Below are 25603 nucleotides of genomic sequence, written 5' to 3' on the forward strand. Positions count from 1 at the left end.
ATCGGCGCGGTCTACGCGGCTTTGGACAAAGCGGACCTGTCCGTGCGGGGTACGGTCGGGCCGGGCGCCGGGGGCGCGGTCATGGCTCGCCGTCCGTCGTGGCGCGGCCAGAGGAGGAGAGCGCCGATGGCGCCCGCCCCGGCGAGGGCCGCGAGGACGGTCCAGGCGAGGGTGAGGCCGGCGTCCGTACCGATCCATCCCGCGATGGGGTAGGTGATCAGCCAGGCCAGGTGCGACAGGGAGAACTGGGCCGCGAAGGTCTCGGGGATGGCGTTCGGCTCGACGGAGGCGCGCAGGACCTTGCCGGTCGGTGTGATGACCAGCGCCATGCCGACACCGATCGTGGTCCAGACGATCGCCGTACCGGTCCAGGTGGTCAGGCCGGTGGCGACGAGGGCCGCGGCGGCGACCGTACCGCCGACGAGGACCCCGGCACCGGTCACCATGACGGTGCGGGCGGCGATCCGGTCGAGTACGCGGGGCAGCGCGAGGGCGGCCAGCAGGGTTCCGCCACCGGAGGCGGCGAGCATCCACGCCACCTCCGACTGCGAGCCGCCGAGCCCGTCACGGACATGGTTGACGGTGTTGACGACGACGATCGATCCCGCCGCCGCGACCACGAGGTTGAGCGCCAGGACGCCACGCAGCCGCGGTGTCCTGAGGAAGGTCCTGATCCCCGCCGCCACCTTGTCCCAGGCCCGGGTGTGCGCACTGGGGCGGGCGTCGGGGACGCGGGCCGCCAGGACGAGCAGGCCGGAGAGGAGGAATCCGGCGGAGGTGCCCAGGAACAGCCGGTCGAAGCTGATGAACGCCAGGGCGACCGCGGCCAGTACGGGGCTGAGCAGGCTCTCCATGGTGGAGGCGACCTGGGAGGCGGAAAGGGCACGCGTGTAGTCGGACCCGTCGGTGACGATGTCGGGAATGACGGCCTGGAACGTCGGGGTGAACGCGGCGGACGCGGCTTGGAGCAGGCCGATCAGGAGGTAGATGTGCCAGACCTCGGTGACCAGCGGCAGTGCCAGGACCACGGCGGCGCGCACCACGTCGAGGAGGACCAGGAAGGTTCTTCTGGGGAAGCGGTCGACGTACGCGGCGGTGAGGGGCGCGATGACGACGTACATGACCATCTTGATGGTCAGCGCGGTGCCGAGGACGGTGCCGGCGCGCGGGCCGGCGAGGTCGTAGGCGAGCAGCCCGAGGGCCACGGTGGTCAGTCCGGTACCGAACAGGGCGATGATCTGGGCGCTGAACAGGAGGCGGTAGTCGCGGTTGGCGAACAGACTCATGGCGGGTTCCTTCCATGTCCGTGCGGCGGGGCCCGCCCTCGGGCGGGAGTCCGGGCCTCGCGGAGGGAGGCCCGGGTGTCGCTGTGCGGCGGTGCCGCCCTCAGGGATGAGGCCGGCGGACAGGGACAGGGCCCGCAGCCCTGCTGGACCGGGACGGTGGGTGTCGGACGGGGCATGACGGTCCTTTCAGGGCGGGCGGGGTCGGGGTCGGCGGGGCGCTCGACGGGTCGAGCGCCCCTGGCTTTCGGGGCGGTCAGTGGTGGTGGCCGTGGTGGCCGTGGTGGTGGCCCGTGTGATCGGACGCGGCCTGGGTCGCCCGTACCGTGAACTCGGCGGTCCGGACCGTGCCGTCGTGCTGGAAGTCCAGGTAGAGGCGGTAGGTGCCGCCCGATGGCGCGGCGGCCAGGAAGGTGATCCCGGGCCCCGGCTCGGTGGTGCCGTCACCGGGCTCGCCCTCCGGGTGGACATGGAGGTAGCCCAGGTCGCCGACGCGCAGCGCCACCAGATGCCCGTATGCCTCCAGGTAGGGCTCCAGGTCGGTGACGGGCTTCCCCTCCCGGCTGACGGTGAGCGTCAACTCGCCCATCTCGCCGGGCGCGAGGTCACCGTCGAGGGTGACGGTGTACCCGTCGACATGGGCGGTGCGGGTGTCCTCGGAAATCGGCTGCGGGTCGTACGCTCCGGCGACCGAGGCGTCGATCCCCAGCGTCAAGGTTCCGTCGTGCCCTGCCGGGTGGATGTCGGCGAAGAACCTCCAGTCCCCCGGTGTGAGGGTCACCTCGACACTCCAGGTGCCCTTCTCGTCCATCACCGGGTGCACATGCTGGAACCCGGTCGTGTCGCGCCGGACGGCGATGAGGTGCAGCTCCTTCCCGTGCTCGGGCGTGAACCCGGTCACCGGCCGCCCATCGGGACCGGTCACCCGGAAGGTGACCGTCCGCACCCCGGCGGAAAGGATCGTCGAGTCGAACTCCAGGGTGTACCCGCCCTCGGAGACCGCCAGCCCGCCGGGACGTGCCCCGCCGTGGCCGCTGTGGTCGGTCATGTCGTGGCCGGAGGTCTTCTTCATCGCTTCTCCACCTGTCTGCTGCGTGCCGAGTGCTGCGTCTCCGGCGGGTGCCCGTCGGACACCCGCCAGAACAACATACCCCCCGGGGGTATTCCGACGCCAGAGTTCTCCCGGGACTCGCGGGGCCGGAGTGCATGAGGGCCGGGACGTTCCGCCGTACGGACAGGAAAGGCCCCGACCGCGCCGGTGGATAAAGAAGCGCTGGTCAGGGCCGCCCGGGAGGGTGAGGGGTCAGCACTCGATGATGTTCACCGCGAGCCCGCCCCGCGCCGTCTCCTTGTACTTCACCGACATGTCCGCGCCCGTCTCCTTCATGGTCTTGATGACCTTGTCGAGGGAGACCAGGTGGTTGCCGTCGCCGCGCATGGCCATGCGGGCGGCGGTGACGGCCTTGACCGCGGCCATGCCGTTGCGTTCGATGCAGGGGATCTGGACGAGGCCGCCGACCGGGTCGCAGGTGAGGCCGAGGTTGTGTTCCATGCCGATCTCGGCGGCGTTCTCGACCTGCTCGGGGGAGCCGCCCAGGACCTCGGCGAGGGCGCCGGCGGCCATGGAGCAGGCGGAGCCGACCTCGCCCTGGCAGCCGACCTCGGCGCCGGAGATGGAGGCGTTCTCCTTGAAGAGCATCCCGATCGCGCCCGCCGCCAGCAGGAAGCGGACCACGCCCTCGTCGTCCGCGCCGGGGATGAAGTTCATGTAGTAGTGGAGGACCGCCGGGATGATGCCGGCCGCGCCGTTGGTGGGGGCGGTGACCACCCGGCCGCCCGCGGCGTTCTCCTCGTTCACGGCCATGGCGTAGAGGGTGATCCACTCCATGGAGCGGGGCAGCGGGTCGCCCTCGGCGCGCAGCTGGCGGGCGGAGGTGGCGGCGCGGCGGCGGACCCGGAGGCCGCCGGGGAGGATGCCCTCGCGGGAGAGGCCCCGGCTGACACAGGACTGCATCACCCGCCAGATCTCCAGCAGGCCCTCGCGGATCTCCTGCTCGGAGCGCCAGGAGCGCTCGTTCTCCAGCATCAGGGCGGAGATCGACAACCCGGTCTCCCGGGTGAGCCGCAGCAGCTCGTCCCCGGTGCGGAAAGGATACTTCAGGACGGTGTCGTCCAGCTTGATCCGGTCCTCGCCGACCGCGTCCTCGTCCACGACGAAGCCGCCGCCGACGGAGTAGTAGGTCTTCTCCAGGAGCAGGGCGCCATCCGTGTCCCGGGCGCTGATCGTCATGCCGTTGGCGTGGTACGGGAGGGCCTTGCGGCGGTGCAGCACCAGGTCGGCGTCGAAGTCGAAGGCGATCTCGTGCATCCCGAGGAGATCGATCCGGCCGGACTCCTTGATCTTCTCGACCTGGGCGTCGGCGGTCTCGACATCGACCGTGCGCGGGGAGTCCCCCGCGAGGCCGAGGAGCACCGCCTTGGGGGTGCCGTGACCGTGGCCGGTCGCGCCCAGGGAGCCGTACAGCTCGGCCCGGACCGAGGTGGTGTGCGCGAGCAGCCCCTCGTTCTTCAGCCGCCGGGCGAACATCCGGGCGGCGCGCATCGGGCCGACCGTATGGGAGCTGGAGGGGCCGATGCCGATCGAGAAGAGGTCGAAGACCGAGATGGCCACGGGAACTCCTAGGGCTTGGTAGACGCCGTTGTCTGCCAGGTGTCCGGCGGTGCGGGACGCCGGGTGTGCGGGGCGGGCGTGCGAGTGGTGCGAAGGGTGTGTCCCCCGGTGTCCTGGGGCACGGGCGGCGCGCTCCGGGGGATCAGGGATCAGGAGGGCCGGTGAATCAGGAGGGCCGGGGAATCGGGGGCGAGGGGGGCTAGAGGGGTTGTAGGGGCGTGACAAGCGGCGGGGCATCGCGCCCACTGCGCCTTCCAGTGTGCGCGATGCCCCCTGGCCTCGTACAAACGTACGCGTCAGCCCTGCAGAGCCGCTTTACAGCCCCGGGTACAGCGGGTGCTTCGCCGCGAGCGCGGTGACCCGCTCGCGGAGCGCCGCCACGTCCCAGGACGGCTTCAGCGTCTCGGCGATGATGTCGGCGACCTCACGGAAGTCGTCCTCCTGGAAGCCCCGGGTGGCCAGCGCCGGCGTGCCGATGCGCAGACCCGAGGTGACCATCGGGGGCCGGGGGTCGTTCGGGATCGCGTTGCGGTTGACCGTGATGCCGACCTCGTGGAGACGGTCCTCGGCCTGCTGTCCGTCCAGCTCGGAGTCGCGCAGGTCGACCAGGACGAGATGGACGTCGGTGCCGCCGGAGAGGACGGAGACCCCGTGCTCACGCACATCGTCCTGGATCAGGCGCTCGGCGAGGATCCGGGCGCCGTCCAGGGTGCGCTGCTGGCGCTCCTTGAACTCCTCGGAGGCGGCGACCTTGAAGGAGACCGCCTTGGCGGCGATCACATGCTCCAGCGGGCCACCCTGCTGACCGGGGAAGACCGCGGAGTTGATCTTCTTGGCCAGCTCCTGCACCGAGAGGATCACACCACCGCGCGGGCCGCCCAGCGTCTTGTGGGTGGTGGTGGTCACCACATGGGCGTGCGGCACCGGGTTGGGGTGCAGCCCGGCGGCGACCAGGCCCGCGAAGTGGGCCATGTCGACCATCAGATAGGCGCCGACCTCGTCCGCGATCCGGCGGAAGGCGGCGAAGTCCAGCTGACGGGGGTAGGCCGACCAGCCCGCCACGATCAGCTTGGGCTTGCTCTCCTTGGCCAGCCGCTCCACCTCGGCCATGTCGACCTGGCCGGTGGCGTCGTCCACGTGGTAGGCGACCACGTTGTAGAGCTTGCCGGAGAAGTTGATCTTCATGCCATGGGTCAGATGGCCGCCGTGGGCGAGGTTCAGACCCATGATCGTGTCGCCGGGCTTGAGCAGGGCGAACATCGCCGCCGCGTTGGCCTGGGCACCCGAGTGGGGCTGGACATTGGCGTGCTCGGCGCCGAACAGCTCCTTGATGCGGTCGATCGCGATCTGCTCGACCACGTCGACATGCTCGCAGCCGCCGTAGTAGCGGCGGCCGGGGTAGCCCTCGGCGTACTTGTTGGTGAGGACCGAACCCTGGGCCTCCATGACCGCCACCGGAGCGAAGTTCTCCGAGGCGATCATTTCCAGGGTGGACTGCTGACGGTGGAGCTCGGCGTCGACGGCGGCGGCGACATCGGGGTCCAGCTCATGGAGAGGGGTGTTGAGAAGCGACATCTCGGGTCCCTGTCGTGATCGGTCGTGATCGGTCGTGGGCGGGGCGGTACGGACCGGTGCGGGGCCGCCGACCCGGTGGGGTCCGGCGGCCGGTGCGCCCGGGTGCCTCGGATCAGCCCGCGGTGAAGGCCGCGTACTCCTCGGCGGTGAGCAGGTCCCCGGGGGTCTCGCTCACCCGCACCTTGAACAGCCAGCCGCCCTCGAAGGGAGCGGTGTTCACCAGCGACGGGTCGTCCACCACGTCCTGGTTGGCCTCGACGACCTCGCCGGATACGGGGGAGTAGAGGTCGCTCACCGACTTGGTGGACTCCAGTTCGCCGCAGGACTCGCCCGCGGTCACCGTGTCGCCCACGGCCGGGAGCTGGGCGTAGACGACATCGCCGAGCGCGCTGGCCGCGAACTCGGTGATGCCGACCGTCGCGACGCCGTCCTCGGCGTCCGACAGCCACTCGTGCTCCTTGCTGTAGCGCAGCTGCTGGGGGTTGCTCATGACCTGAATTCTCCTGTACGCGGGAGGTGGGAAACGACGTGGTGGGGACGGTACGGGGTGCCGCTGGTCACTTTTGTCGCGGACACGCCTGACCGCCGTCCCGGGGGACGGAACGGGCCGACGGCCGCGGAAAGGTCACTTCTGGCGCTTGTAGAAGGGGAGCGCCACGACCTGGTACGCCTCCTGGGCGCCCCGGATGTCGACGGTCACGCCCTCGGTGCCGGGGGCCGCGTGCGCCTGGTCCACATAGGCCATGGCGATCGGCTTGCCCAGGGTGGGGGAGGGGGCGCCCGAGGTGACCGTGCCGATGACGGTGGATCCGGCCACCACGTCGTATCCGGCGCGCGGCACCCGGCGGCCCTCGGCGATCAGCCCGACCAGCACCCTCGGCGGGGCGGTCCGCGCCTGCTCGGCGGCCTTCTCCAGCGCCGCGCGGCCGACGAAGTCGCCCTCCTTCTCGAACTTCACCACCCGGCCGAGCCCCGCGTCGAACGGGGTCAGCGCGGTGGTCAGCTCGTTCCCGTACAGCGGCATGCCCGCCTCCAGGCGGAGGGTGTCCCGGCAGGAGAGGCCGCACGGCACCAGACCGGCCTCGCGGCCCGCCTCGGTGAGCGCCCGCCACAGCTCCTCCGCGTACCGGGGCTCCACGAACAGCTCGAAGCCGTCCTCGCCGGTGTAGCCGGTACGGGCGATCAGCGCGGGCACCCCGGCGACCGTGCCCGGCAGACCGGCGTAGTACTTCAGCCCGTCCAGATCGGCGTCGGTGAGGGAGGCCAGGATGCCGGGGGAGGCGGGACCCTGCACCGCGAGCAGGGCGTAGGCGTCACGGTCGTCGCGGACCTCGGCGTCGAAGCCGGCGGCCCGCCCGGTGAGCGCGTCCAGCACGGTCTGGGCGTTGGAGGCGTTCGCCACCACCATGTACTCGGTCTCGCCGAGGCGGTAGACGATCAGGTCGTCCAGGATCCCGCCGTCCTCGCGGCAGATCATGGTGTAGCGGGCCCGGCCGACCCCGACGGAGCCGATATTGCCCACCAGGGCGTAGTTCAGCAGCGCCGCCGCCTGCGGGCCGGTCACGGTGATCTCGCCCATATGGGAGAGATCGAAGAGACCGGCGCCGGTACGGACCGCGAGGTGCTCGTCGCGCTCGCTGCCGTACCGCAGCGGCATGTCCCAGCCCGCGAAGTCGGTCATGGTCGCGCCCAGCGAGCGATGCAGGGCGTCAAGGGCGGTCTGACGAGGGGCATGGGTCATGAAACAGGCTCCCGGGGCAGGGCGGGCGAGGACATTCCCTCCCCATCTGTCATCGGAACCTGAGAGGTTCGTCGCGACCGTACGTACGTACTCCGTACCGCGGATCGCGACTTGCACCTTGGGTGGAGCCGCCCGGCGGCTCGCTTTTCAGATCTGCCTCGTCGCGCGCGGTACGGGGCCTGAGAGATTCAAGGGAGGAACTTGCTCCTTCGGCGCCCGGCACACAGTGCCGGGACTCTCCCGCGCGGATTCAAACGGCCGATATGCAGTTGGCGGGCACATCATTGCACGCATCCGCCCGCTGTGGGGGTGTCCGGCCGGACACGGATACGGACAGGGGCGCGGACAGCGATACGGACAGGAGTGCGGATGCGGATACGGGCAGGGGGGAGGGGCGGGTGCCCGGGCCGTGTCCCGGGTACGGAGCCGGGGCCGGCCGCCGGCGCGGTGCCGGGGCCCGCAAGCGGCACGGAGTACGCGCCGGACGCGCTTCCAGGGCAAATCGGTTGTGTCCCATTACCATTTCTTTACGCTTCTTGGGCAAGTGTGTGGTGAGCCGACGAGGGGGAGAGTGGAATGACGCTTCAGCACTCCAGTACGTACACCACGGCCGGGAACCGCGCCGCGCGGGCCGTGGTGAGCGCCGCCCGCAGGTTCCGTACCGCGGGCCCGGCCACCCCCGTCCTGCGTGATCTGCGGGACCGGTCGGGACACAGCCCGCGTCGGCTCGTCTTCGCCCCCGGCGACCTCGTGGTGGTCTCCGGGCTGCCCGGCAGCGGCAAGTCCACCCTGATCCGGCGGTCCGTGCGCGGCCGGTCCGTCGACTCCCAGGACACCCGGGACCGCTGGGACCGGCGGGCGCCCGCCCGGCTGCCGTACGCCGTCTACCGCCCCTTCGTCCGGATCGCCCACTACGCCGGGCTGCGGCGCGCCCTGCGTGCCGGGGAGAGCGTCGTCGTCCATGACTGCGGCACCCAGACCTGGGTCCGCCGCTGGCTGGCGCGCCAGGCCCGGCGCCGGGGCACCGCCCTCCATCTCGTCCTGCTCGACGTGGAGCCCGGGGTGGCCCGCGAGGGGCAGCGGGAGCGCGGGCGGGGCGTCTCCGGGTACGCCTTCGCCCGGCACCGGCGCGGAGTGGGCCGGCTCATCGCCGACGCGGAGGCGGGCCGGCTGCCGGGGGGCTGCTCCTCGGCGGTCCTGCTCGACCGGGACGCGGCCTCGGCGCTGACCCTCCTCGGCTTCGAGCGCCCCTGACCCTGCCCGGCTACGAGTGCCCCGGCCCCGGTGCGGCCCCGGGTGCGGTCGCCGGGTGCGCCGCCGCACCGCGCGGAAGGCGTTGTCCGGCGTGGCGCGGCGGCCGGGTCGGTAGGCTCGGGGGGTCACATCGGGGGCGACCGGCCGCGCCGGGGGGAGAGAGCCAGCACCATGACCGTTCCACAGCAGATGGAGCCGCAGGCCGCGGGCTGGCCCGCCAATGAGCTGGAGGCGGTCCTCGCCGCCTCCCTCGGTGACCCCGGCGCCGGGGCCCGGCTCGTCGAGGTGCTCGGCCGCAGCCCCCTGTGGATCCCGCTGCCCGAGGGCGGCTCCCCCGACAGCCGCGACCTCTCCCTCCCCACCCTGGAGATCGACGGCGCCGCCTATGTGCCGGTCTTCAGCTCCGAGGAGCAGTTCACCGCCTGCGCGGGCGCCCATATGCCGTACACCGTGGCCCCCGCCCGCGAGTTCGCCCGGGGGCTCCCCCCGCAGCTGGGCATCGCGGTCAACCCCGGCGGGGTCGTCGGCGCGCCGCTGCCCCCGCCCGCCGTCGCCGAGCTGTGCCGGAGCGGCCCGGACGGCACCGTCCCCCTCGCCGGGCCGACCGCGGGCGGCCGGGTGCGCCTGTTCGAGCCGGACTGGCAGGACGACCCGCTGGACTTCCTCGCCGCCGCCTCGCAGGAGTTCCGGGAGACCGGGATCGTCCTCTCCGCCCGCCGGGCGCTCGCCTCCGTGGAGGGCGACCCGCCCTCCCTCTTCATCGGGGTCCAGCTCTCGTCCTGGGAGGGCCCCGAGCGGACCGCCCCCCTCGACGCGCTCGGCCGGGCACTCGGCCGGGTCCAGGCGGGCTGGCCCGTCCATCTCATCCTGCTGGACCTCGCCGTCGGCGACCCCGTCGCCGACTGGATGGTGGAGCGGGTCCGCCCCTTCTACCGGCACGACCACTGACCGGTAGAAGGGGCGGACCCGGCGCCGGCCCCGACCGCGCGCCGGCCCGGACCCGACCGCCCGACCATCGGTCCCGGACCCGTCGGCGCCGACCCGGACCGCGGCACGCGCCGAAGGCCCCCGCCCGCGCCCCCGTGGCCGATTAAGCTGATCCATGGCCTGGCCTCCCCCGAGCCGGAGGTCGAGCCGGAGGTCGTGCCGAACACCGAGCCAGGAGACGAAAGGACCCCAGGGTGAGCGCGTCAGGCACCGCGGCGGCCGGCCAGGTCGAGCACATGCTGCGCCAGGTGACGCCCGGACGCTTCGACGCGTACGAGGCACTGCTCACGGCACTCGCCGACCCCTCCCAGGGCAGACTCTGGATGCTCCTGTGGCACGGCACCCCCGGCTCCGCCGACGCCCAGTACGGCAATGTCCGCATCGACGGCTTCGGCTACGCCCCCTGTGTCACCTCCGAACGGGAACTCTCCGGCTCCGGCTGGAGCCGCGCCCATGAGGTGGTCACCGGCGTCGACATCGCCCGTACCCTCTTCCCCGAGCGCTGGGGCATCTGGCTGAATCCCCATGCCCCGGGCGGCGGTGTCGGCATCCCCTGGACCGACCTTCGCCGGATCGCCACCGGCCTCGACCGGATGCCCGCCGGGCCGCTGCGGCTGACCGAACCCGCCCTGGAGATCCCGCACTTCTACGCGCTGCTCGCCCAGAACGCCCATCGCACCCCGGCGGTCCGCTCGCTCCGCCGCGCCTGGGTGCAGCCCGCGCTGGGGGCGCCCTACCTCGCCATCGGGCTCGATCTCTACGACACCGGGCGCGCCTCCGTCGACGCGGTCCGGGCCATGATGCAGCAGTCCATCGCGGCCGTCCCCGAGGGGCTGCCGGTCTCGACCGTCGCCATGTCCGACGAGTACGACCCCGTGACGATGTGGCTGCGCGCCCGCGCCCGGCCCTTCTACGACCGCGAGGCACATGGCGCGGGCGCGGGCGGCTACGGCTATCCCCGGCCCGGCTCCGCCGACCACCGCTGACCCACCCCCGCTGACCCACTCCCGCCACCGCTGACCCGTCCCACCCGCACGGGCCCGTCCCTCAGGTGGTGGTCCGCCATGACATCTCCGAACTATCGCCTATGTCAAGGGACTTAATGAGACGTTCGCGGATGTCCTGTATCGCACCGATTTGTTGAGCGTCCGGGTCTCGACTGGATATCACCGGTATCCGGACTGTTCTCCCCGGTGGCTCCCGTCTGTAGTGTTCGGCCGGTCAAGACCTCTCCCACATGGTGAACCAGGGGTGGACCATGCGCATACTCAAGTCCGGGGCGCTCCGGGCGATCACGACGACGGCTGTCGTCGCACTGGTCGCGACCGGTTGCGCCAGCGAGCGGGACAAGGACGGTGACAAGGGCGGCGCGAAGGACACCTTCGTGTTCGCCGGCGCCGGCGACCCCGGTTCCCTGGATCCCGCACTCGCCAGCGACGGGGAGACGTTCCGCGTCACCCGTCAGGCGTTCGAAGCACTCCTTGAGCACGAGCCCGGCGGAAGCAAACTCGTCGGAGGGCTCGCCGAGAAGTGGTCGAGCAACGCCGAGGGCACGGTGTGGACGTTCAACATCCGTAAGAACGTCAAGTTCCACGACGGCGCGGCGCTCGACGCCAAGGCCGTCTGCGCCAACTACGACCACTGGTTCAACTGGAAGGGCACGTACCAGTCCAGCGCGGTCTCCTATTACTGGCAGACCATCATGGGCGGGTTCGCGAAGAACGAGGACTCCGAGGCCCCGAAGGCCAACTACAAGTCCTGCACCGCCAAGGACGACAGCACCGCTGTCATCGAGGTCAACGAGCCCTCGGCCAACCTCCCCGGCGGCTTCTCCCTCCAGGCCCTGGCGATCCACTCGCCGAAGGCGCTCCAGGAGTACGCGAAGCAGGACGCCAGCGCCAAGGGCGACGCGATCACGTACCCCAAGTACAGCCAGGAGGCCGGCACGGTCGCCGGTACCGGCCCGTACAAGATCACCAAGTGGAACAAGGGCAACAAGGAAGTCTCCCTGGAGCGCTTCGACGACTACTGGGGTGACAAGGCGAAGGTGAAGAACCTCGTCTTCCGTACGATCGACACCGAGGAGGGCCGCCGCCAGGCGCTCCAGGCCGGTGACATCAACGGCTACGACCTGGTCGCCCCGGCCGATGTGAAGACGCTGGAGGGCGAGGGCTACGAGGTCCCGACCCGCGATGTCTTCAACATCTTCTATGTCGGCATGAGCCAGAGCGCCAACAAGGCGCTGAAGAAGCCCGAGGTGCGTCAGGCGATCACCCACGCCATCGACCGGGAGAACCTCGTCAAGACCCAGCTGCCCGAGGGCGGCAAGGCGGCGACCCAGTTCATGCCCGACACCGTCGCCGGCTACTCGGACCAGGTGAAGACGTACCCGTTCGACAGCGCGAAGGCGAAGGGTCTCCTCAAGGACGCCGGTGAGAGCAAGCTGAAGCTCACCTTCTGCTACCCGACCGAGGTCACCCGCCCGTACATGCCCGCTCCGCAGGACATGTTCGAGCTGATGAAGGCCGACCTGGAGAAGGCCGGTATCACCGTCACCCCGAAGGCCATGAAGTGGGCCCCGGACTACCTGGACGCCACCGAGGCGGGCTCCTGCGCCCTGCACCTCCTCGGCTGGACCGGTGACTTCAACGACGGCTACAACTTCATCGGCACCTGGTTCGCCGGGCCGGACAAGCAGTGGGGCTTCAAGGACAAGAAGGTCTTCGACGCGGTGAACGCCGCCTCCAAGATCACCGACCCCGCGGGCCGCGTCGAGGCGTACAAGAAGGCCAACGAGGCGATCATGGAGTACGTCCCGGGTGTCCCGGTCTCGTCCTCCCCGCCGGCCATCGCGTTCGGCAAGAACGTCAACCCGCCGAAGGTCTCCCCGCTGACGCAGGAGAACTTCGCCGAGGTCTCCTTCAAGTAGACGACTGTTAGCTCACGGTCCGCCCGGCCACGCTTCATCGGTGGCCGGGCGGACCCACAGTGACGTACGTGAGAAAGGGGCATGCGGGGTGCTGCGACTTGTCGTCAGAAGACTGCTACAGCTCATTCCCACCCTGCTCGGCCTGTCGGTCCTGCTCTTCCTGTGGCTGAACCGACTGCCCGGCGGACCCGCCTCAGCGATCCTGGGCGAGCGGGCCACAGAAGCCGAAGTGGCGAGGATCAACCGGGCGCTGGGCCTCGACGAGCCGGTCCACGTCCAGTACTGGCGCTTCCTCAAGCGCATCTTCGAACTGGACCTCGGCACCTCCACCCAGACCGGTCAGCCGGTGTGGGACGAGTTCACCCTGCGTTTCCCGGCCACCGTGGAACTCGGTGTCGCGGCGATCCTGATCGCCGTCGTCATCGGTGTCCCGCTCGGCTATCTGGCGGCCAAGCGCCGCGGCGGCTGGCTGGACGTGGCCGCGGTCTCCGGCTCCCTCGTCGGGATCTGCATCCCGGTGTTCTTCCTCGCCCTGCTGCTCAAGGGCGTCTTCGCGGTGGAGCTGGGCTGGTTCCCGAGTTACGGGCGGCTCTCCACCGGTCTGGACGCCACCGAGATCACCGGCTTCGCCATCCTCGACGGTGTGCTCACCGGTGAGCTGGACGCGAGCTGGGACGCGATCGTCCATCTGGTGCTGCCCGCGGTCACCCTCTCCTCGATCCCGCTCGCGGTGATCGTCCGCATGACCCGCGCCAGCGTCCTCGAAGTCCTCGGCGAGGACTATGTCCGCACCGCCGAGTCCAAGGGCCTCGACAAGCGGGTCGTCCGGGTCCGCCATGTCCTGCGCAACGCCATGCTCCCCGTGGTCACCGCGGTCGGTCTGCTGACCGGCAGCCTGCTCTCCGGGGCGGTGCTCACCGAGTCCGTGTTCTCCTTCGGCGGCGTCGGCTCGTTCATCCGCACCTCGATCGACGCGCGCGACTATCCGGTGCTCGTCGGCTTCATCCTCTTCATCGCGATGGTGTACGTGGTGATCAACCTGCTGGTCGATCTCGCGTACAGCCTCATCGACCCGAGAGTGCGGGTGCACTGACGTGACGATCATGACCAAGAAGGCCGACAAGATCGACCGGCTCGCGGAGCTGATGCAGACCTCCGAGGCCACCAGCGGCGCCAGCCTCTGGCGCGAGGCCGCCCGGCGGCTGCGGAGCAGCAAGATGGCGATCATCGGTGCCGCCATCATCGCCGTGTTCGTGGTGCTCGCGATCATCGGACCGTGGGTCGCCCCGCACACCCCCACCGCCCAGACCTGGCGCGGCGAGGTCTTCCCCAACCAGGGACGGTTCGTCGGCATGCGGGCCGAGAACTGGTTCGGCCTCGACAACCTCGGCCGGGACATGTTCTCCCGGATGCTCGTCGGCGCCCGCCAGACCCTGCTCGTCGGTGTGGTCTCCATGCTCATCGGTCTGATCGCCGGCGCCCTGGTGGGCGTGGTCTCGGGCGCCGCCGCCACCCTCGGCGGCCGGGCCGGACAGCGCGTCGACACCGTGATCATGCGGATCACCGACATCATGCTCTCGCTGCCGTCGCTGCTGCTGGCGGTCTCGATAGCGGCGGTGATGGGCCAGTCCCTGACCACCGTGATGATCGCCGTCGGTGTGGTCCAGATCCCCGTCTTCGCCCGGCTGCTGCGCGGCTCGATGCTCGCCCAGGGCGGCGCGGACTATGTCCTCGCGGCGAAGGCGCTGGGGGTACGGAAGCGGCGGATCGTCCTCACCCAGATCCTGCCCAACTCGCTGAGCCCGGTGATCGTTCAGGCGACGCTGAGCCTCGCCACCGCGATCATCGAGGCCGCGGCCCTGTCCTACCTCGGTCTCGGCAACCCCGACCCCGCCGTCCCGGAGTGGGGCGTCATGCTCTCCCAGGCACAGCGCTTCTTCGACAACGAGCCGATGATGGCGGTCTATCCCGCGGTCGGAATCATCATCACCGCCCTGGGCTTCACCCTGCTCGGCGAGGCCATGCGCGAAGCCCTCGACCCGAAGCTGCGAGGCTGAAGTCCCATGGCACTGCTCTCCGTCGACGAACTCAGCGTCACTTTCACCGCCAAGGGCCGGAAGGACTCCACGGCCGTGGACGGTGTCTCCTTCGATGTCGACCAGGGTCAGGTCGTGGGCCTGGTCGGCGAGTCGGGGTGCGGCAAGTCCGTCACCTCGCTGGCCCTGATGGGCCTGCTGCCCGCCAAGGGTGTCCGGGTCGGCGGCCGGGCCGTCTTCGACGGCCAGGACCTGCTGACCATGAACCCGCGCAAACGGCGCGGTCTGCGGGGCAGCCAGCTGGCGATGATCTTCCAGGATCCGCTCTCCTCGCTGAACCCGGTGGTCCCCATCGGGATCCAGGTCACCGAGATCCTCCATCGCCACCGGGGCATGAAGGGGGAGGCCGCCCGCAAGGAGGCCGCCCAGCTCCTTGACCGGGTCGGTATCCCGGATCCCTCCCGGCGGCTGAAGGAGTATCCGCACCAGCTCTCCGGCGGGATGCGCCAGCGCGCCCTGATCGCCATGGCGGTCGCCTGCGCGCCGCGCATGCTCATCGCCGACGAGCCGACCACCGCCCTGGATGTGACCATCCAGGCCCAGATCCTGGAGCTGCTCAAGGAGCTGGTCGACCAGGAGGGCACCGCCCTGCTGATGATCACCCATGACCTCGGTGTCGTGGCCGGTCTCTGCGACCAGGTCAATGTGCTCTACGCGGGCCGGGCGGTGGAGTCGGCGGGCCGGCGCGCGCTGTTCGCCCATCCGACCCACCCGTACGCGCACGGTCTGCTGGGCTCCATCCCGCGGCTCGACGCCCCGCGCGGGGAGCCGCTCTCCCCGATCCGCGGATCCATCAACGACCGCATCGCCTGGGCCGACGGCTGTGCCTTCGCCCCGCGCTGCGACCACTACACGATGGAGTGCCTGACGGGCACGCCCGAACTGACCGAACCACGCGCCGCGGGCCACCAGGTGCGCTGCGTCAACCCGGTCCTTCCCACGCCCCAGGCGGAGGTCTCGGCATGAGTCTGCTCGAACTCGACGATGTGAAGGTCCACTTCCCGGTCAGGAAGGGCATCCTCTTCGACCGTACGGTCGGCCATGTCTACGCGGTCGACGGGGTCTCGCTCCGGGTCGAGGCCGGGCAGACCTATGGCCTGGTGGGCGAGTCGGGGTGCGGCAAGACCACCCTGGGGCGGGCCGTCCTGCGGCTGGTCGATGTCACCGACGGCAAGGTCGTCTTCGACGGAACGGACCTCGCGCAACTGCCCGATGAGCAGATGCGCGGCTTCCGCCGCCGGCTCCAGATGGTCTTCCAGGACCCGCTGGGCAGCCTCAACCCCCGGCAGAACATCGAGTCGATCCTCAGCGAGGGCATGGCCGCCCACAAGATCGGCAAGGACCAGGCCGAGCGGCGCGAGAAGATCAAGGAGATCCTGGCCAGGGTCGGTCTTCCGGCGAACGCCCTCTCCCGCTATCCGCACGAGTTCTCCGGCGGTCAGCGCCAGCGCATCGGTATCGCCAGGGCGCTGGTCCTGGAGCCGGACGTGATCATCTGCGACGAGCCGGTCTCCGCGCTCGATGTATCGGTCCAGGCCCAGGTGATCAATCTCCTGGAGGAGCTCCAGGAGTCGCTGGGGCTGACCTATCTGGTCATCGCCCATGACCTCGCCGTCGTCCGGCACATCTCGGATGTCATCGGGGTCATGTATCTGGGCGGGCTGGTGGAGGAGGCGCCGGGCGACGCGCTCTACGCGGCGCCGAAGCACCCGTACACCAAGGCACTGATGTCGGCGGTGCCGGTGCCCGACCCCGAGGTGGAGGACCGGCGGGAGCGGATCCTGCTCGCCGGGGACCTGCCCTCGCCCGCGAACCCGCCCGCCGGGTGCCGCTTCCACACCCGGTGCCCCTGGGCGCAGGAGCGGTGCGGCGCGGAGCGTCCGGCCCTGGTCGATCTCGGTGACGGCCACCGGGTGGCCTGCCACTTCGCGCGCGAGATCGAGGCGGGCACGGTCGAGCAGACCCGCTCGACCGGGATCGACGCGGTGGTGGCCACGGCGGCGGTCGTCGCGAAGGAGGCGGAGGTCACGGAGAAGGTGGCGGACCCGCTGTCGGTGGCGATCCCCGCCCAGAAGACGGACGACGCCCCCGCCCCGGCCAAGGGCGCCGAGCCCGACGAGGCAGCCCCGGCCAAGGGCACCGAGCCCGATGAGGCAGCCTCGGGGAAGGGCTGACCCGCCCCCGGTACGCCCCCGGTGGTCCCCCGGTACGAAGAGGGACAAAGGGGCGGCGGGCCAGGGGGGAGGAGCACCGGGCGGGACAGGGTAGAACTGTCCGGTGCTCCAAGAATTGTTCTCACCCTCCGTTCTGCATGCGCTCGACCTTGTGGGGATCTTCGTCTTCGCGATCTCGGGCGCGCTCCTCGCCGTCCGCAAGAACTTCGATGTCTTCGGCATGGCGGTCCTCGCCGAGGTGACCGCGCTGGGCGGCGGGCTGCTGCGTGACCTGATCATCGGGGCGGTCCCCCCGGCCGCCTTCACCGACCTCGGCTACTTTCTGATGCCCCTGGTCGCCACGGTCCTGGTCTTCTTCCTCCACCCGGAGGTCGAGCGGATCCAGACGGGGGTCAATGTCTTCGACGCGGCGGGCCTCGGGCTGTTCTGTGTGACCGGCACCGTCAAGGCGTACGAGTACGGTCTCGGCCTGACCATGTCCGCCGTGCTCGGCCTGGCCACCGCCGTCGGCGGCGGGGTGCTGCGCGATGTGCTCGCCAATGAGGTCCCCTCGCTGCTCCGCTGGGACCGGGACCTCTACGCGGTCCCCGCGATCGTCGGCGCCACCGTCGTGGCGCTCTGCATCCGCTTCGACACCCTCAACGCGCTCACCGGCGGGCTGGCCGCGCTGGCTGCCTTCTCGCTGCGGCTGCTCGCGCTCCGCTTCCACTGGCGGGCCCCGCGCGCCTGGAACCGCCGCTCCGCCATGGCCGACGACGGTCAGTGATCTCTCCGTCGCCGCAGGTGAGTGCGGTGTTCGCGGATCGGGAACGCCAAGAATTAAGCTACCGCTCAGTATGACGCTGTTGTACGGTGCCGCCATGGCACAGGCAGTTCAGGCATCCATCGGGGACAGCGAGTTCGACCGCGACACCGCCGTCACCCTCCGCGCGCCGGGCGTCTACGACGCGGAACTCTCCCCCGGCTGGACCATCATCCGCGCCGTCAACGGCGGCTATCTGCTCGCCCTGCTCGGCCGGGCGCTCGGCGACGCGCTGCCCCACGCGGACCCGTTCACCATCACCGCCCACTACCTCAGCGCCTCCCGGCCCGGCCCCGCGGAGATCCGGACCGAGACCGTCCGTACCGGCCGCACCCTCTCCACCGGACAGGCGTCCCTGCTCCAGCGGGACGAGGACGGCACCGAGGTCGAACGCATCCGGGTACTGGCGACCTACGGCGACCTCGACACCCTCCACGGCGAGGTCCGCACCTCGGCCCGGCCGCCCGCGATGCCCCCGTACGAGCAGTGCGCCGGCACCGGCGACGGGCCGCCGCCCCCGTTCAGCGGCAGCTCCGCGATCATGGACCGGCTCGCCATCCGGCTTGACCCGGCGACCGTCGGATGGGTCGTCGGCGCCCCCTCCGGCAAGGGCGAGACCCGTGGCTGGTTCGGGCTCGCCGACGGCCGGGACCACGACCCCCTCTCGCTGCTCCTCGCGGTGGACGCGCTGCCGCCCACCTCCTTCGACCTCGGGCTCTCCGGCTGGACCCCGACGGTGGAGCTGACCGTCCATGTCCGCTGCCGGCCCGCCCCCGGACCGCTGCGCATCGCCATCGCCACCCGCAATCTCGCGGGCGGCTTCCTGGAGGAGGACGCCGAGGTCTGGGACAGCGCGGACCGGCTGGTCGCCCAGTCCCGCCAGCTGGCGAAGGCGCCCCGCTGAGCCGGGGCGCGCGACGGGCCACCGGCTGACCCACGGTCCACCCGCCGACACACGGCCCATCCCGGGCCACCGGCTGGGACATGGCCCTCCCCGGGCGGTCGGCTGACACGCGGCCCGGGGTGGGGGACCGGCGGCCCGCCCGTCGGTATGGTCGGAGCGTGCCCCGGCCGCCCGACGGACGCGACGCGTACCACCGGGGTCGCGAGAGAGGCCACTCCTCATGACCGCGCACCCCGACGCGCTCACCCCGGCCGGCGAGGGCCGGACCGCGCTGCGCATGGCCCGCCCGCTGGCGGCGGACCCCGCCCGGGTCTGGACGGCGCTGACCGATCCCGAGCTGCTCGCCCGGTGGTTCCCCTGCCGGGTGAGCCCGGCCCCCCGGCCCGGCGCCACCCTCGGCTTCCGCTTCCCCGGCGCGTCCGCCCCCGGGGCCACCGGCACCGTCACCGAGCTGGTGGAACCCCGGCTCCTCGGCTTCACCTGGGGCGACGACGAACTCCGCTGGGAGATCGCCCCGGACGGCCCCGACGGCTCCGGCTCCCTGCTGACCCTCACCCACACCTTCGGCGACCACTACGGCGCCGCGAGCTACGCCTCGGGCTGGCACCACTGCCTCGCCGCCCTCGCCCGGCTCCTCGCCGGCCAGGACACCGGAACCGCCCCCGAACGGGACACCGGCGGGACCCTGCACGAGGAGTACGTACGCCGCCTCGGACTGGACGGCGGAACCGTCCGGGCCACCGCGGCGGGCGGCCGCAGCCTGCGCTACGAACGCCAGCTCGTCCGGCCCGCCGAGCGGGTCTGGGCCCTGCTGGCCCGCCACTCGACCCCGCTGCTCGGCGCGCCCCCGCCGCCCGGCTTCCTCGCCCCCGGCACCCGGCCCGGCCGGATCACCGAGCTGCGGCCACCCCATCTGCTGGCCTATGAACCCGGGCCCGGCACCGAGGTCCGCTGGCAGCTGCTGGAGGGGACCGGCCATGGCGCCCGGCTGCTCCTCACGGCGACCCTGCCGTCCGACGCCCCGGCGGCGGACACCCTGGAGTCCTGGCGGACCCGGATCGAACAGCTGGCGGGCGAGGTACGCCGGTCCTGAGCCGGGCCCCGGGACAGCCGAGACAGGGTCAGTCGCGGTGGGAGCAGCCGTGGCAGGGTCAGTCGCGGTGGGAGCAGCCGTGGCAGGGGCAGTCGCGGTGGGAGCAGCCGTGGCAGGGGACAGCCGCTGGGGGAGCGCTCAGCCCGCCGCCGTGAAGGGCACCTCACGGCCCAGCCACCCCGCGAGCCGGTCATAGGCGTCCGCGTCCTCCGGGACCTCGCGCACCGGCCCGAAGGGGATCTCGCCGCCCCGGTGCTCCGCCCCGATGAACCCCCGCGCCAGCGGCAGCAGACCCTCGGCCAGCTCCTGGTCCAGGGGGAGCGGATTGCCCAGCGCCCGGGAGAGGTCCCAGGTGTGGGTGACCGTCTCCAGCACATAGCCGCCCAGCGCCGCCGTGCCCGATACCTTCCCCCAGGGCACCGAGACCTCCCCGGCCAGCCTGGCGTCGTCCGCCCAGACCCCGATGGCCCGTACGCGCTTCTCCTCGAAGGCGGCCGGCCAGCCGTCGTCGGCCACCTGCCGGGTCCACTCGGGGGCGGTGAGCCAGTCCCCGGCCTCCCCGACGTGCGCGAGGTGGTCCGTCACCATCAGCACATGGTCCAGGAGGGCCCGGACATCGAACTCGGCACAGGGCGTCGGGCGGTCCAGCTGGTCCTGCTCCACGGTCGCCACCAGCGCGGCGAACTGCGCGACGGCACGGGCGTAGAGGGGGCGGGGGTCGTTCATCGGCGTCTCCCACGGAGTGATGGAGGGGTCGGTACGGGACGCCACTCTGCACCGATAACCTGACACCCCCCGTCAGGTTTGCGAACTCTTTCATCCGAAGCCCAGGACGTGCCCGCAGATGAGATCCGAACGGCTCCTCTCCGTGCTGCTGCTCCTCCAGACCCGAGGCCGGATACCCGCCACCGAACTCGCCGAACGGCTGGAAGTCTCCGTCCGCACCATCTACCGCGATGTCGAGGCCCTCTCGGCGACCGGCGTCCCGGTCTACGCGGAGCGCGGCCGGCACGGCGGGATAGCCCTGCTGCCCGGCTATCGCACCGATGTCACGGGGCTCACCGAGGACGAGTCGCGCGCCCTCTTCGTCCTCGCCGCGCAGGGCGCGCACAGCGCGCTCGGCCTGGACCGGGCGCTCGGCTCCGCCCTGCGCAAGGTGATGGCCGCGCTGCCGGAACCCCACCGGCCCGCCGCCGAGCTGATCAGCAGACGGATCCTGGTCGACCCGGAACGCTGGATGGCGACGGCGCGGCCGGTCGCCGACTTCGATGCCCTCAGCGGGGCCGTCCTCGCCGACCGGCGGCTGTGGCTGCGCTACCGGCGCGGCGGGGGCGCCGAGGTCCGGGAGTACACCGTCGACCCCTACGGCCTGGTGGTCAAGGCGGGCGTCTGGTACCTCGTCGCGGACAAGGCGGGCGAGCCCCGGCTCTTCCGCGCCGACCGGGTGCGCTCCGCCACCGTGCTGGACGAGCCGGTACGGCGGCGGCCCGGTCTGGAGCTGGCCGAGGTCTGGGACTCGCTGCGCTGCCGGATCGAACATCGGCCCCGGTGCCGGGTCACCGCGCGGGTGCGGGAGGAGCGTCTGGAGCTGTTCCTGGCGCTGTACGGGGGTCATGTCATCGGGGACCCGACCCCGGAACCGATCCTGGACCCGACCCTGGCCCCTGCCCTGGCCCCGGAGCCGGCCCCGGAGCCTGCCGCTGCTCCGGCCGGCCGGTGGGCCCGGGTGGAGCTGGGCTTCTGCGAACCCCGTGACGTCCATGCCCTGCTGGCCCTCGGCGACGCGGTGGAGATCGTCGCGCCGGAGAGCGCCCGCGCTCTGCTCACCGACGCGGCCACCTCCGTCGTCGCCCTCTACACCCCCGCCGCACCCTGACCCGCCCGGGGCTTCCCTCCCGGCCGGGCAGGGGTGCGCCCCTGTACGACCCCGCGCCGCGTCCGCGTCCCGGGGCCGCCTCGTAGAATCGGGGCCACCATGGCTTACCTCGACCACGCCGCGACCACTCCGATGCTGCCGGAGGCCATCGCGGCGATGACCGCGCAGCTCACCGTCACCGGCAACGCATCGGCACTGCACGCAGCCGGGCGCCGGGCCCGCCGCACCGTCGAGGAGGCCCGCGAGACCCTGGCCGAAGCACTCGGCGCCCGCCCCAGCGAGGTCGTCCTCACCTCCGGCGGCACCGAGGCCGACAACCTCGCCGTCAAGGGCCTCTACTGGCAGCGGCGCGACGCCGACCCCGCCCGTACCCGGATCCTCGCCAGCCCCGTCGAGCACCACGCCGTCCTCGACGCCGTGGACTGGCTCGGCGAGCACGAGGGCGCCACCGTCGAGTATCTGCCGGTGGACCGGTACGGCAGGGTGCACCCCGAGGCCCTGCGCGAGGCCATCGAGCGCGACCCCGACGACATCGCCCTCGCCACCGTGATGTGGGCCAACAACGAGATCGGCACCATCATGCCGGTCCGGGCCCTCGCCGAGGTGGCCGCCGAGTACGGGGTGCCGTTCCACTCCGACGCGGTCCAGGCCGTCGGCCAGACCGAGGTGTCCTTCCTGGACTCCGGGCTCGCCGCGATGACCGTCTCCGCGCACAAGATCGGCGGCCCGTACGGCATCGGGGCGCTGCTGCTGGGGCGCGAGCACACCCCCGTCCCCGTCCTCCATGGCGGCGGGCAGGAGCGCCATGTCCGCTCCGGCACCCTCGACGCGCCCGCCGTGGCCGCCTTCGCCGTCGCCGCCGAGCTGGCCGCCGGGCGCCGCGAGGAGTTCGCCCGTACGGTGGGCGCCCTCCGTGACGAGCTGGTCCGGGCGGTGCTGGCCGCCGTCCCCGACGCGCTGCTCGGCGGCGATCCCGTGGACCGGCTCCCCGCCAACGCCCACTTCACCTTCCCCGGCTGCGAGGGCGACTCGCTCCTCCTGCTGCTGGACGCCCAGGGCATCGAGTGCTCCACCGGCTCCGCCTGCACCGCCGGGGTCGCCCAGCCCAGCCATGTACTGCTGGCCACCGGCACCGATCCGGACCTCGCCCGGGGCACGCTCCGCTTCAGCCTGGGGCACACCTCCACTGCGGCCGATGTGGCCGCGGTCGCCGGGGCGATCGGGCCCGCCGTGGCCCGCGCCCGCGCCGCCGGGCTCACCTGACCCGGGCCCGGGGCGCGGCTGACCCCGGCCCCGGCCCTCAGCCCTGGGCGCGGCGGGCCCCGGGCATCGCCTCCTTCACCAGCCGCAGATAGCGGTCCCAGTCCCAGTGCGGCCCCGGGTCCGTGTGGTCCGTCCCCGGCACCTCCACATGCCCGATGATGTGCTCACGGTCCACCGGCAGCCCGTACCGCACACAGATACCGGCGGTGAGCCGGGCCGAGCCCCGGTACATCGCCTCCGTGAAGTCCTGCGGCCGGTCCACGAAGCCCTCGTGCTCTATCCCGATGCTGCGTTCGTTGAACCCCCGGTCGCCCGCGTGGAAGGCCACATCCAGCTCCCGGATCATCTGCGCCACATGGCCGTCCTTGCGGACCACATAGTGGGTGGCCGCCCCGTGCCCCGGGTTCTTGAAGACCCGCAGCGCCGTCGGATAGCTGCCCTGCACCACATGGATGATCACGCGGTCGATCCGGAAGTCGTCGGGCCGGTCGGCCAGCCGCCAGTTCGCCCGGGAGGCCGCCGTCCACTCGGCGCCCCTGTGGTCCAGCTCACCCTCCTTGCGCGGCTTGGTCACCCCCGGCACCTGCCACCACAGGCTGCGCAGCTGGTCCTGGGCGAGGAGCGCGCCCCCGCCCACCACGGCCGCCGCACCGCCGAAGAGCAGCCCCCGCCGGCTCACCCGGGGCCCGCCCGCACCCCCGCGCCGCGCCCCGCCGGCCCGGCGCCTGCCGCCACCGGCGCCCGCGCCGCCGCTCGTACCGCCACCGCGGCCCGTATCGCTTCCCATGAGCTCTACAACGTGGACGCGCGACCCCACGGTTCCCCGGCCCGTACCCTGGTAGGGCTATGACTCAGACTTCCCCTCGCCCCCTGCGCGTGCTCGCCGCCATGTCCGGCGGTGTGGACTCCGCCGTCGCCGCCGCCCGCGCCGTCGAGGCGGGACACGATGTGACCGGAGTCCACCTGGCGCTCTCCGCGAATCCCCAGTCGTTCCGTACGGGAGCGCGCGGCTGCTGCACCATCGAGGACTCGCGTGACGCCCGCCGTGCCGCCGATGTGATCGGCATCCCCTTCTATGTGTGGGACCTCGCCGAACGCTTCCGTGAGGACGTGGTCGAGGACTTCATCGCCGAGTACGAGGCGGGCCGCACCCCCAACCCCTGTCTGCGCTGCAACGAGAAGATCAAATTCGCGGCCCTGCTGGACAAGGCCCTCGCCCTCGGCTTCGACGCGGTCTGCACCGGGCACTACGCCACCGTGGTGCTCCGCGAGGACGGCGGGCGCGAGCTGCACCGCGCCAGCGACATGGCCAAGGACCAGTCCTATGTCCTCGGTGTGCTGGACGAGCGCCAGCTCGCCCATGCCCTCTTCCCGCTGGGTGACACCCTCACCACCAAGGAGGAGATCCGCGCGGAGGCCGAGCGGCGCGGTCTCGCCGTGGCGAAGAAGCCCGACAGCCATGACATCTGCTTCATCGCGGACGGTGACACCCAGGGCTTCCTCGCCTCCCGGCTGGGCACCGCGGAGGGCGACATCCTGGATGAGTCGGGCCGGCGGCTCGGCACCCATGACGGCGCCTTCGGCTTCACCATCGGCCAGCGCAAGGGGCTGCGGATCGGCCACCCGGCCCCCGACGGCAAGCCGCGCTATGTCCTGGACATCTCCCCGGTCGACAACACCGTCACCGTGGGTCCCGTCGAGGCGCTGGATGTCGTCGCGCTGACCGCGATCAGGCCGCGCTGGTGCGGGACGGCCCCCTCCGGGGCGGGTACGTACACCGCGCAGCTGCGGGCCCACGGCGGGGAGACCGAGGTCACCGCCGAGCCGGTCGGCGACGAGCTGCGGGTCGAGTTCACCGAGCCGGTGCGCGGGGTCGCGCCCGGCCAGGCGATCGTGCTCTACGACGGCACCCGGGTGGTGGGTTCGGCGACCATCGCCGCCACCCGCCGCCCCACGGCGGACGCGGCATCCCCGGCCGGTTCGCTGGCCTGACACCACCGACGGCCCGCCGGAGCCCGGCGCCCCCAGCGAGGGGCACCGGGCTCCGGCGGGCCGGGTCAGTCGCCCAGGAAGTCCTCCAGCAGCGGCGCCAGGAGATGCGGGGCGACCTCGTGGGTCTGGCCCGTCAGGGTCCGGTGCCGGCCCCGGGGCAGGGCATGGGCCACCAGCCGGGCCGCCTCCCGGATCCAGGGCGGGCTGGCGCCGCCGTCGACCACCATCACCCGGATGCCGATCCGCCGCAGCAGCCCCGTGGGCACGGCACCGCTCCCCATGACCGCGTGGTCGTACGGGAGGGTGTGCGCGACCGACTCCAGCACCTCCCAGAGGGCCGTTCCGCGCATCCGCGCCACCGTCTCGACGGGGGTCCCGGCGTCGTCGAGGAAGAGGGCGAGGGCGTCGCCCCGCCGTCCCTCCGTGAGGAGTTCGAGGATCCGTGCCACCCGTTCCGGCGGGCGCCGGATCAGGGACCGTACGGACGGGTCGAACGGGGGCTCGTACAGCGACAGCTGGGTGATGGGCACCCCCGCCGCCACCGCCCGCAGCGCCAGCGCGCCGCCGGAGGACATGCCGTGCACACAGGCGCTGCCGCCGACCTCCCCGATCACGGCGGCCAGGTCCTCGATCTCCCGTTCCACGGAAGGGCCACCGCGGTCGCCACTGGCCGCACGGCCCCGGCGGTCGTAGGTGATCACATGGAAGCGGGCCGAGAGCAGCCCGGCGAGCGGCGCGTCCGTCGCCGAGGTGCTCAGCGGCCCGCCCACCAGGACGAGCGGGGGCCCGTCCCCCCACTGTTCGTACGCGATGGGGGTGCCGTCCCCGGAACGTGCCTTGGCGAGCGTGCGGCTCATGTTCTCCATACCGGTGCCGACCGTCGCCGGGCGCGGGACTCATCGCACCGGACGGATATTTCTTCCACAACTTCGGTTGAAAAAAGGACAGTTCACTGATGAATCC

At 71.9% G+C, this 25603-nt stretch carries 23 protein-coding genes and 1 riboswitch; of the genes, 14 read left to right on the top strand and 9 right to left on the bottom strand.

Annotated features, from left to right (window positions below; all coding sequences use genetic code 11):
• Positions 1-11: 11 nt before the first annotated feature.
• The 6 genes from ABT354_RS09075 to gcvT all read right to left on the bottom strand — a co-directional run bounded on the left by ABT354_RS09075 (position 12) and on the right by gcvT (position 7270).
• On the bottom strand, positions 12-1286 hold the full coding sequence (locus ABT354_RS09075) for an MFS transporter (RefSeq protein ID WP_351490970.1): 1275 nt from the start codon (positions 1284-1286) through the stop codon (positions 12-14).
• 253 nt (positions 1287-1539) lie between these two features.
• Positions 1540-2355 (bottom strand): DUF8832 domain-containing protein, encoded by an 816-nt coding sequence (locus tag ABT354_RS09080; protein ID WP_351490972.1) that lies wholly within the window; start codon positions 2353-2355, stop codon positions 1540-1542.
• 231 nt (positions 2356-2586) lie between these two features.
• Entirely contained in the window at positions 2587-3954 is a 1368-nt protein-coding gene (locus tag ABT354_RS09085) for an L-serine ammonia-lyase (protein ID WP_351490974.1), read from the bottom strand.
• A gap of 315 nt (positions 3955-4269) precedes the next feature.
• Positions 4270-5529 carry a serine hydroxymethyltransferase gene (gene glyA / locus ABT354_RS09090; RefSeq protein ID WP_351490976.1) on the bottom strand — a complete coding sequence of 420 codons (1260 nt, stop codon included), beginning with the start codon at positions 5527-5529 and terminating at the stop codon, positions 4270-4272.
• A gap of 112 nt (positions 5530-5641) precedes the next feature.
• Positions 5642-6019 carry a glycine cleavage system protein GcvH gene (gcvH, locus tag ABT354_RS09095; protein WP_351490978.1) on the bottom strand — a complete coding sequence of 126 codons (378 nt, stop codon included), beginning with the start codon at positions 6017-6019 and terminating at the stop codon, positions 5642-5644.
• A 135-nt stretch (positions 6020-6154) separates the two neighbouring features.
• Entirely contained in the window at positions 6155-7270 is a 1116-nt protein-coding gene (gcvT, locus tag ABT354_RS09100) for a glycine cleavage system aminomethyltransferase GcvT (protein WP_351490980.1), read from the bottom strand.
• Positions 7271-7428: 158 nt separating this feature from the next.
• Positions 7429-7523: riboswitch (glycine riboswitch) on the bottom strand.
• 323 nt (positions 7524-7846) lie between these two features.
• On the opposite strand from gcvT, the gene ABT354_RS09105 reads away from it, so the two are divergent.
• The 11 genes from ABT354_RS09105 to ABT354_RS09155 all read left to right on the top strand — a co-directional run bounded on the left by ABT354_RS09105 (position 7847) and on the right by ABT354_RS09155 (position 19509).
• Positions 7847-8524, top strand: coding sequence for an AAA family ATPase (locus tag ABT354_RS09105; protein WP_351490983.1), 678 nt, complete (start codon positions 7847-7849; stop codon positions 8522-8524).
• Positions 8525-8695: 171 nt separating this feature from the next.
• Positions 8696-9472, top strand: coding sequence for an enhanced serine sensitivity protein SseB (locus ABT354_RS09110; RefSeq protein ID WP_351490985.1), 777 nt, complete (start codon positions 8696-8698; stop codon positions 9470-9472).
• Positions 9473-9705: 233 nt separating this feature from the next.
• A complete protein-coding gene (locus ABT354_RS09115) occupies positions 9706-10497 on the top strand; it encodes an enhanced serine sensitivity protein SseB C-terminal domain-containing protein (RefSeq protein WP_351490987.1) in 792 nt (263 codons plus the stop codon).
• A gap of 272 nt (positions 10498-10769) precedes the next feature.
• The gene (locus ABT354_RS09120) at positions 10770-12440 is read left to right on the top strand and encodes an ABC transporter substrate-binding protein (RefSeq protein ID WP_351490989.1); all 1671 of its coding nucleotides are present in this window, start codon (positions 10770-10772) and stop codon (positions 12438-12440) included.
• Positions 12441-12528: 88 nt separating this feature from the next.
• A complete protein-coding gene (locus ABT354_RS09125) occupies positions 12529-13533 on the top strand; it encodes an ABC transporter permease (protein WP_351490991.1) in 1005 nt (334 codons plus the stop codon).
• A gap of 10 nt (positions 13534-13543) precedes the next feature.
• The gene (locus ABT354_RS09130; RefSeq protein ID WP_502983365.1) at positions 13544-14497 is read left to right on the top strand and encodes an ABC transporter permease; all 954 of its coding nucleotides are present in this window, start codon (positions 13544-13546) and stop codon (positions 14495-14497) included.
• A 6-nt stretch (positions 14498-14503) separates the two neighbouring features.
• On the top strand, positions 14504-15502 hold the full coding sequence (locus ABT354_RS09135; protein ID WP_351490995.1) for an ABC transporter ATP-binding protein: 999 nt from the start codon (positions 14504-14506) through the stop codon (positions 15500-15502).
• Positions 15499-16710: an ABC transporter ATP-binding protein gene (locus tag ABT354_RS09140; protein ID WP_351490997.1), complete on the top strand. Its 1212-nt coding sequence runs from the start codon at positions 15499-15501 to the stop codon at positions 16708-16710. The genes ABT354_RS09135 and ABT354_RS09140 overlap by 4 nt, the downstream gene beginning before the upstream one ends.
• Before the next feature lie 103 nt (positions 16711-16813).
• On the top strand, positions 16814-17476 hold the full coding sequence (locus tag ABT354_RS09145) for a trimeric intracellular cation channel family protein (protein WP_351490999.1): 663 nt from the start codon (positions 16814-16816) through the stop codon (positions 17474-17476).
• Positions 17477-17570: 94 nt separating this feature from the next.
• Positions 17571-18416: a thioesterase family protein gene (locus ABT354_RS09150; RefSeq protein WP_351491001.1), complete on the top strand. Its 846-nt coding sequence runs from the start codon at positions 17571-17573 to the stop codon at positions 18414-18416.
• A gap of 220 nt (positions 18417-18636) precedes the next feature.
• Positions 18637-19509 carry an SRPBCC family protein gene (locus ABT354_RS09155; RefSeq protein ID WP_351491003.1) on the top strand — a complete coding sequence of 291 codons (873 nt, stop codon included), beginning with the start codon at positions 18637-18639 and terminating at the stop codon, positions 19507-19509.
• Positions 19510-19647: 138 nt separating this feature from the next.
• Here the strand turns inward: ABT354_RS09155 and ABT354_RS09160 are convergent, their stop codons facing one another.
• Complete coding sequence (locus tag ABT354_RS09160; RefSeq protein WP_351491005.1) at positions 19648-20235, bottom strand: TIGR03086 family metal-binding protein; 588 nt, start codon at positions 20233-20235, stop codon at positions 19648-19650.
• Between the two features lie 118 nt (positions 20236-20353).
• Here ABT354_RS09160 and ABT354_RS09165 point away from each other — a divergent pair, with 118 nt between their 5' ends.
• On the top strand, positions 20354-21385 hold the full coding sequence (locus tag ABT354_RS09165; protein WP_351491007.1) for a helix-turn-helix transcriptional regulator: 1032 nt from the start codon (positions 20354-20356) through the stop codon (positions 21383-21385).
• Between the two features lie 99 nt (positions 21386-21484).
• Entirely contained in the window at positions 21485-22648 is a 1164-nt protein-coding gene (locus tag ABT354_RS09170) for a cysteine desulfurase family protein (RefSeq protein ID WP_351491010.1), read from the top strand.
• Positions 22649-22685: 37 nt separating this feature from the next.
• On the opposite strand, the gene ABT354_RS09175 is transcribed toward ABT354_RS09170, so the two are convergent.
• Positions 22686-23435, bottom strand: coding sequence for an N-acetylmuramoyl-L-alanine amidase (locus ABT354_RS09175; protein WP_351491013.1), 750 nt, complete (start codon positions 23433-23435; stop codon positions 22686-22688).
• 59 nt (positions 23436-23494) lie between these two features.
• Here ABT354_RS09175 and mnmA point away from each other — a divergent pair, with 59 nt between their 5' ends.
• The gene (gene mnmA / locus ABT354_RS09180; RefSeq protein WP_351491016.1) at positions 23495-24640 is read left to right on the top strand and encodes a tRNA 2-thiouridine(34) synthase MnmA; all 1146 of its coding nucleotides are present in this window, start codon (positions 23495-23497) and stop codon (positions 24638-24640) included.
• Between the two features lie 65 nt (positions 24641-24705).
• Here the strand turns inward: mnmA and ABT354_RS09185 are convergent, their stop codons facing one another.
• Complete coding sequence (locus ABT354_RS09185) at positions 24706-25506, bottom strand: alpha/beta fold hydrolase (RefSeq protein WP_351491019.1); 801 nt, start codon at positions 25504-25506, stop codon at positions 24706-24708.
• Positions 25507-25603 lie beyond the last annotated feature (97 nt).

The organism is Streptomyces sp. NPDC000594, from assembly GCF_040299965.1.
GTDB lineage: Bacteria > Actinomycetota > Actinomycetes > Streptomycetales > Streptomycetaceae > Streptomyces.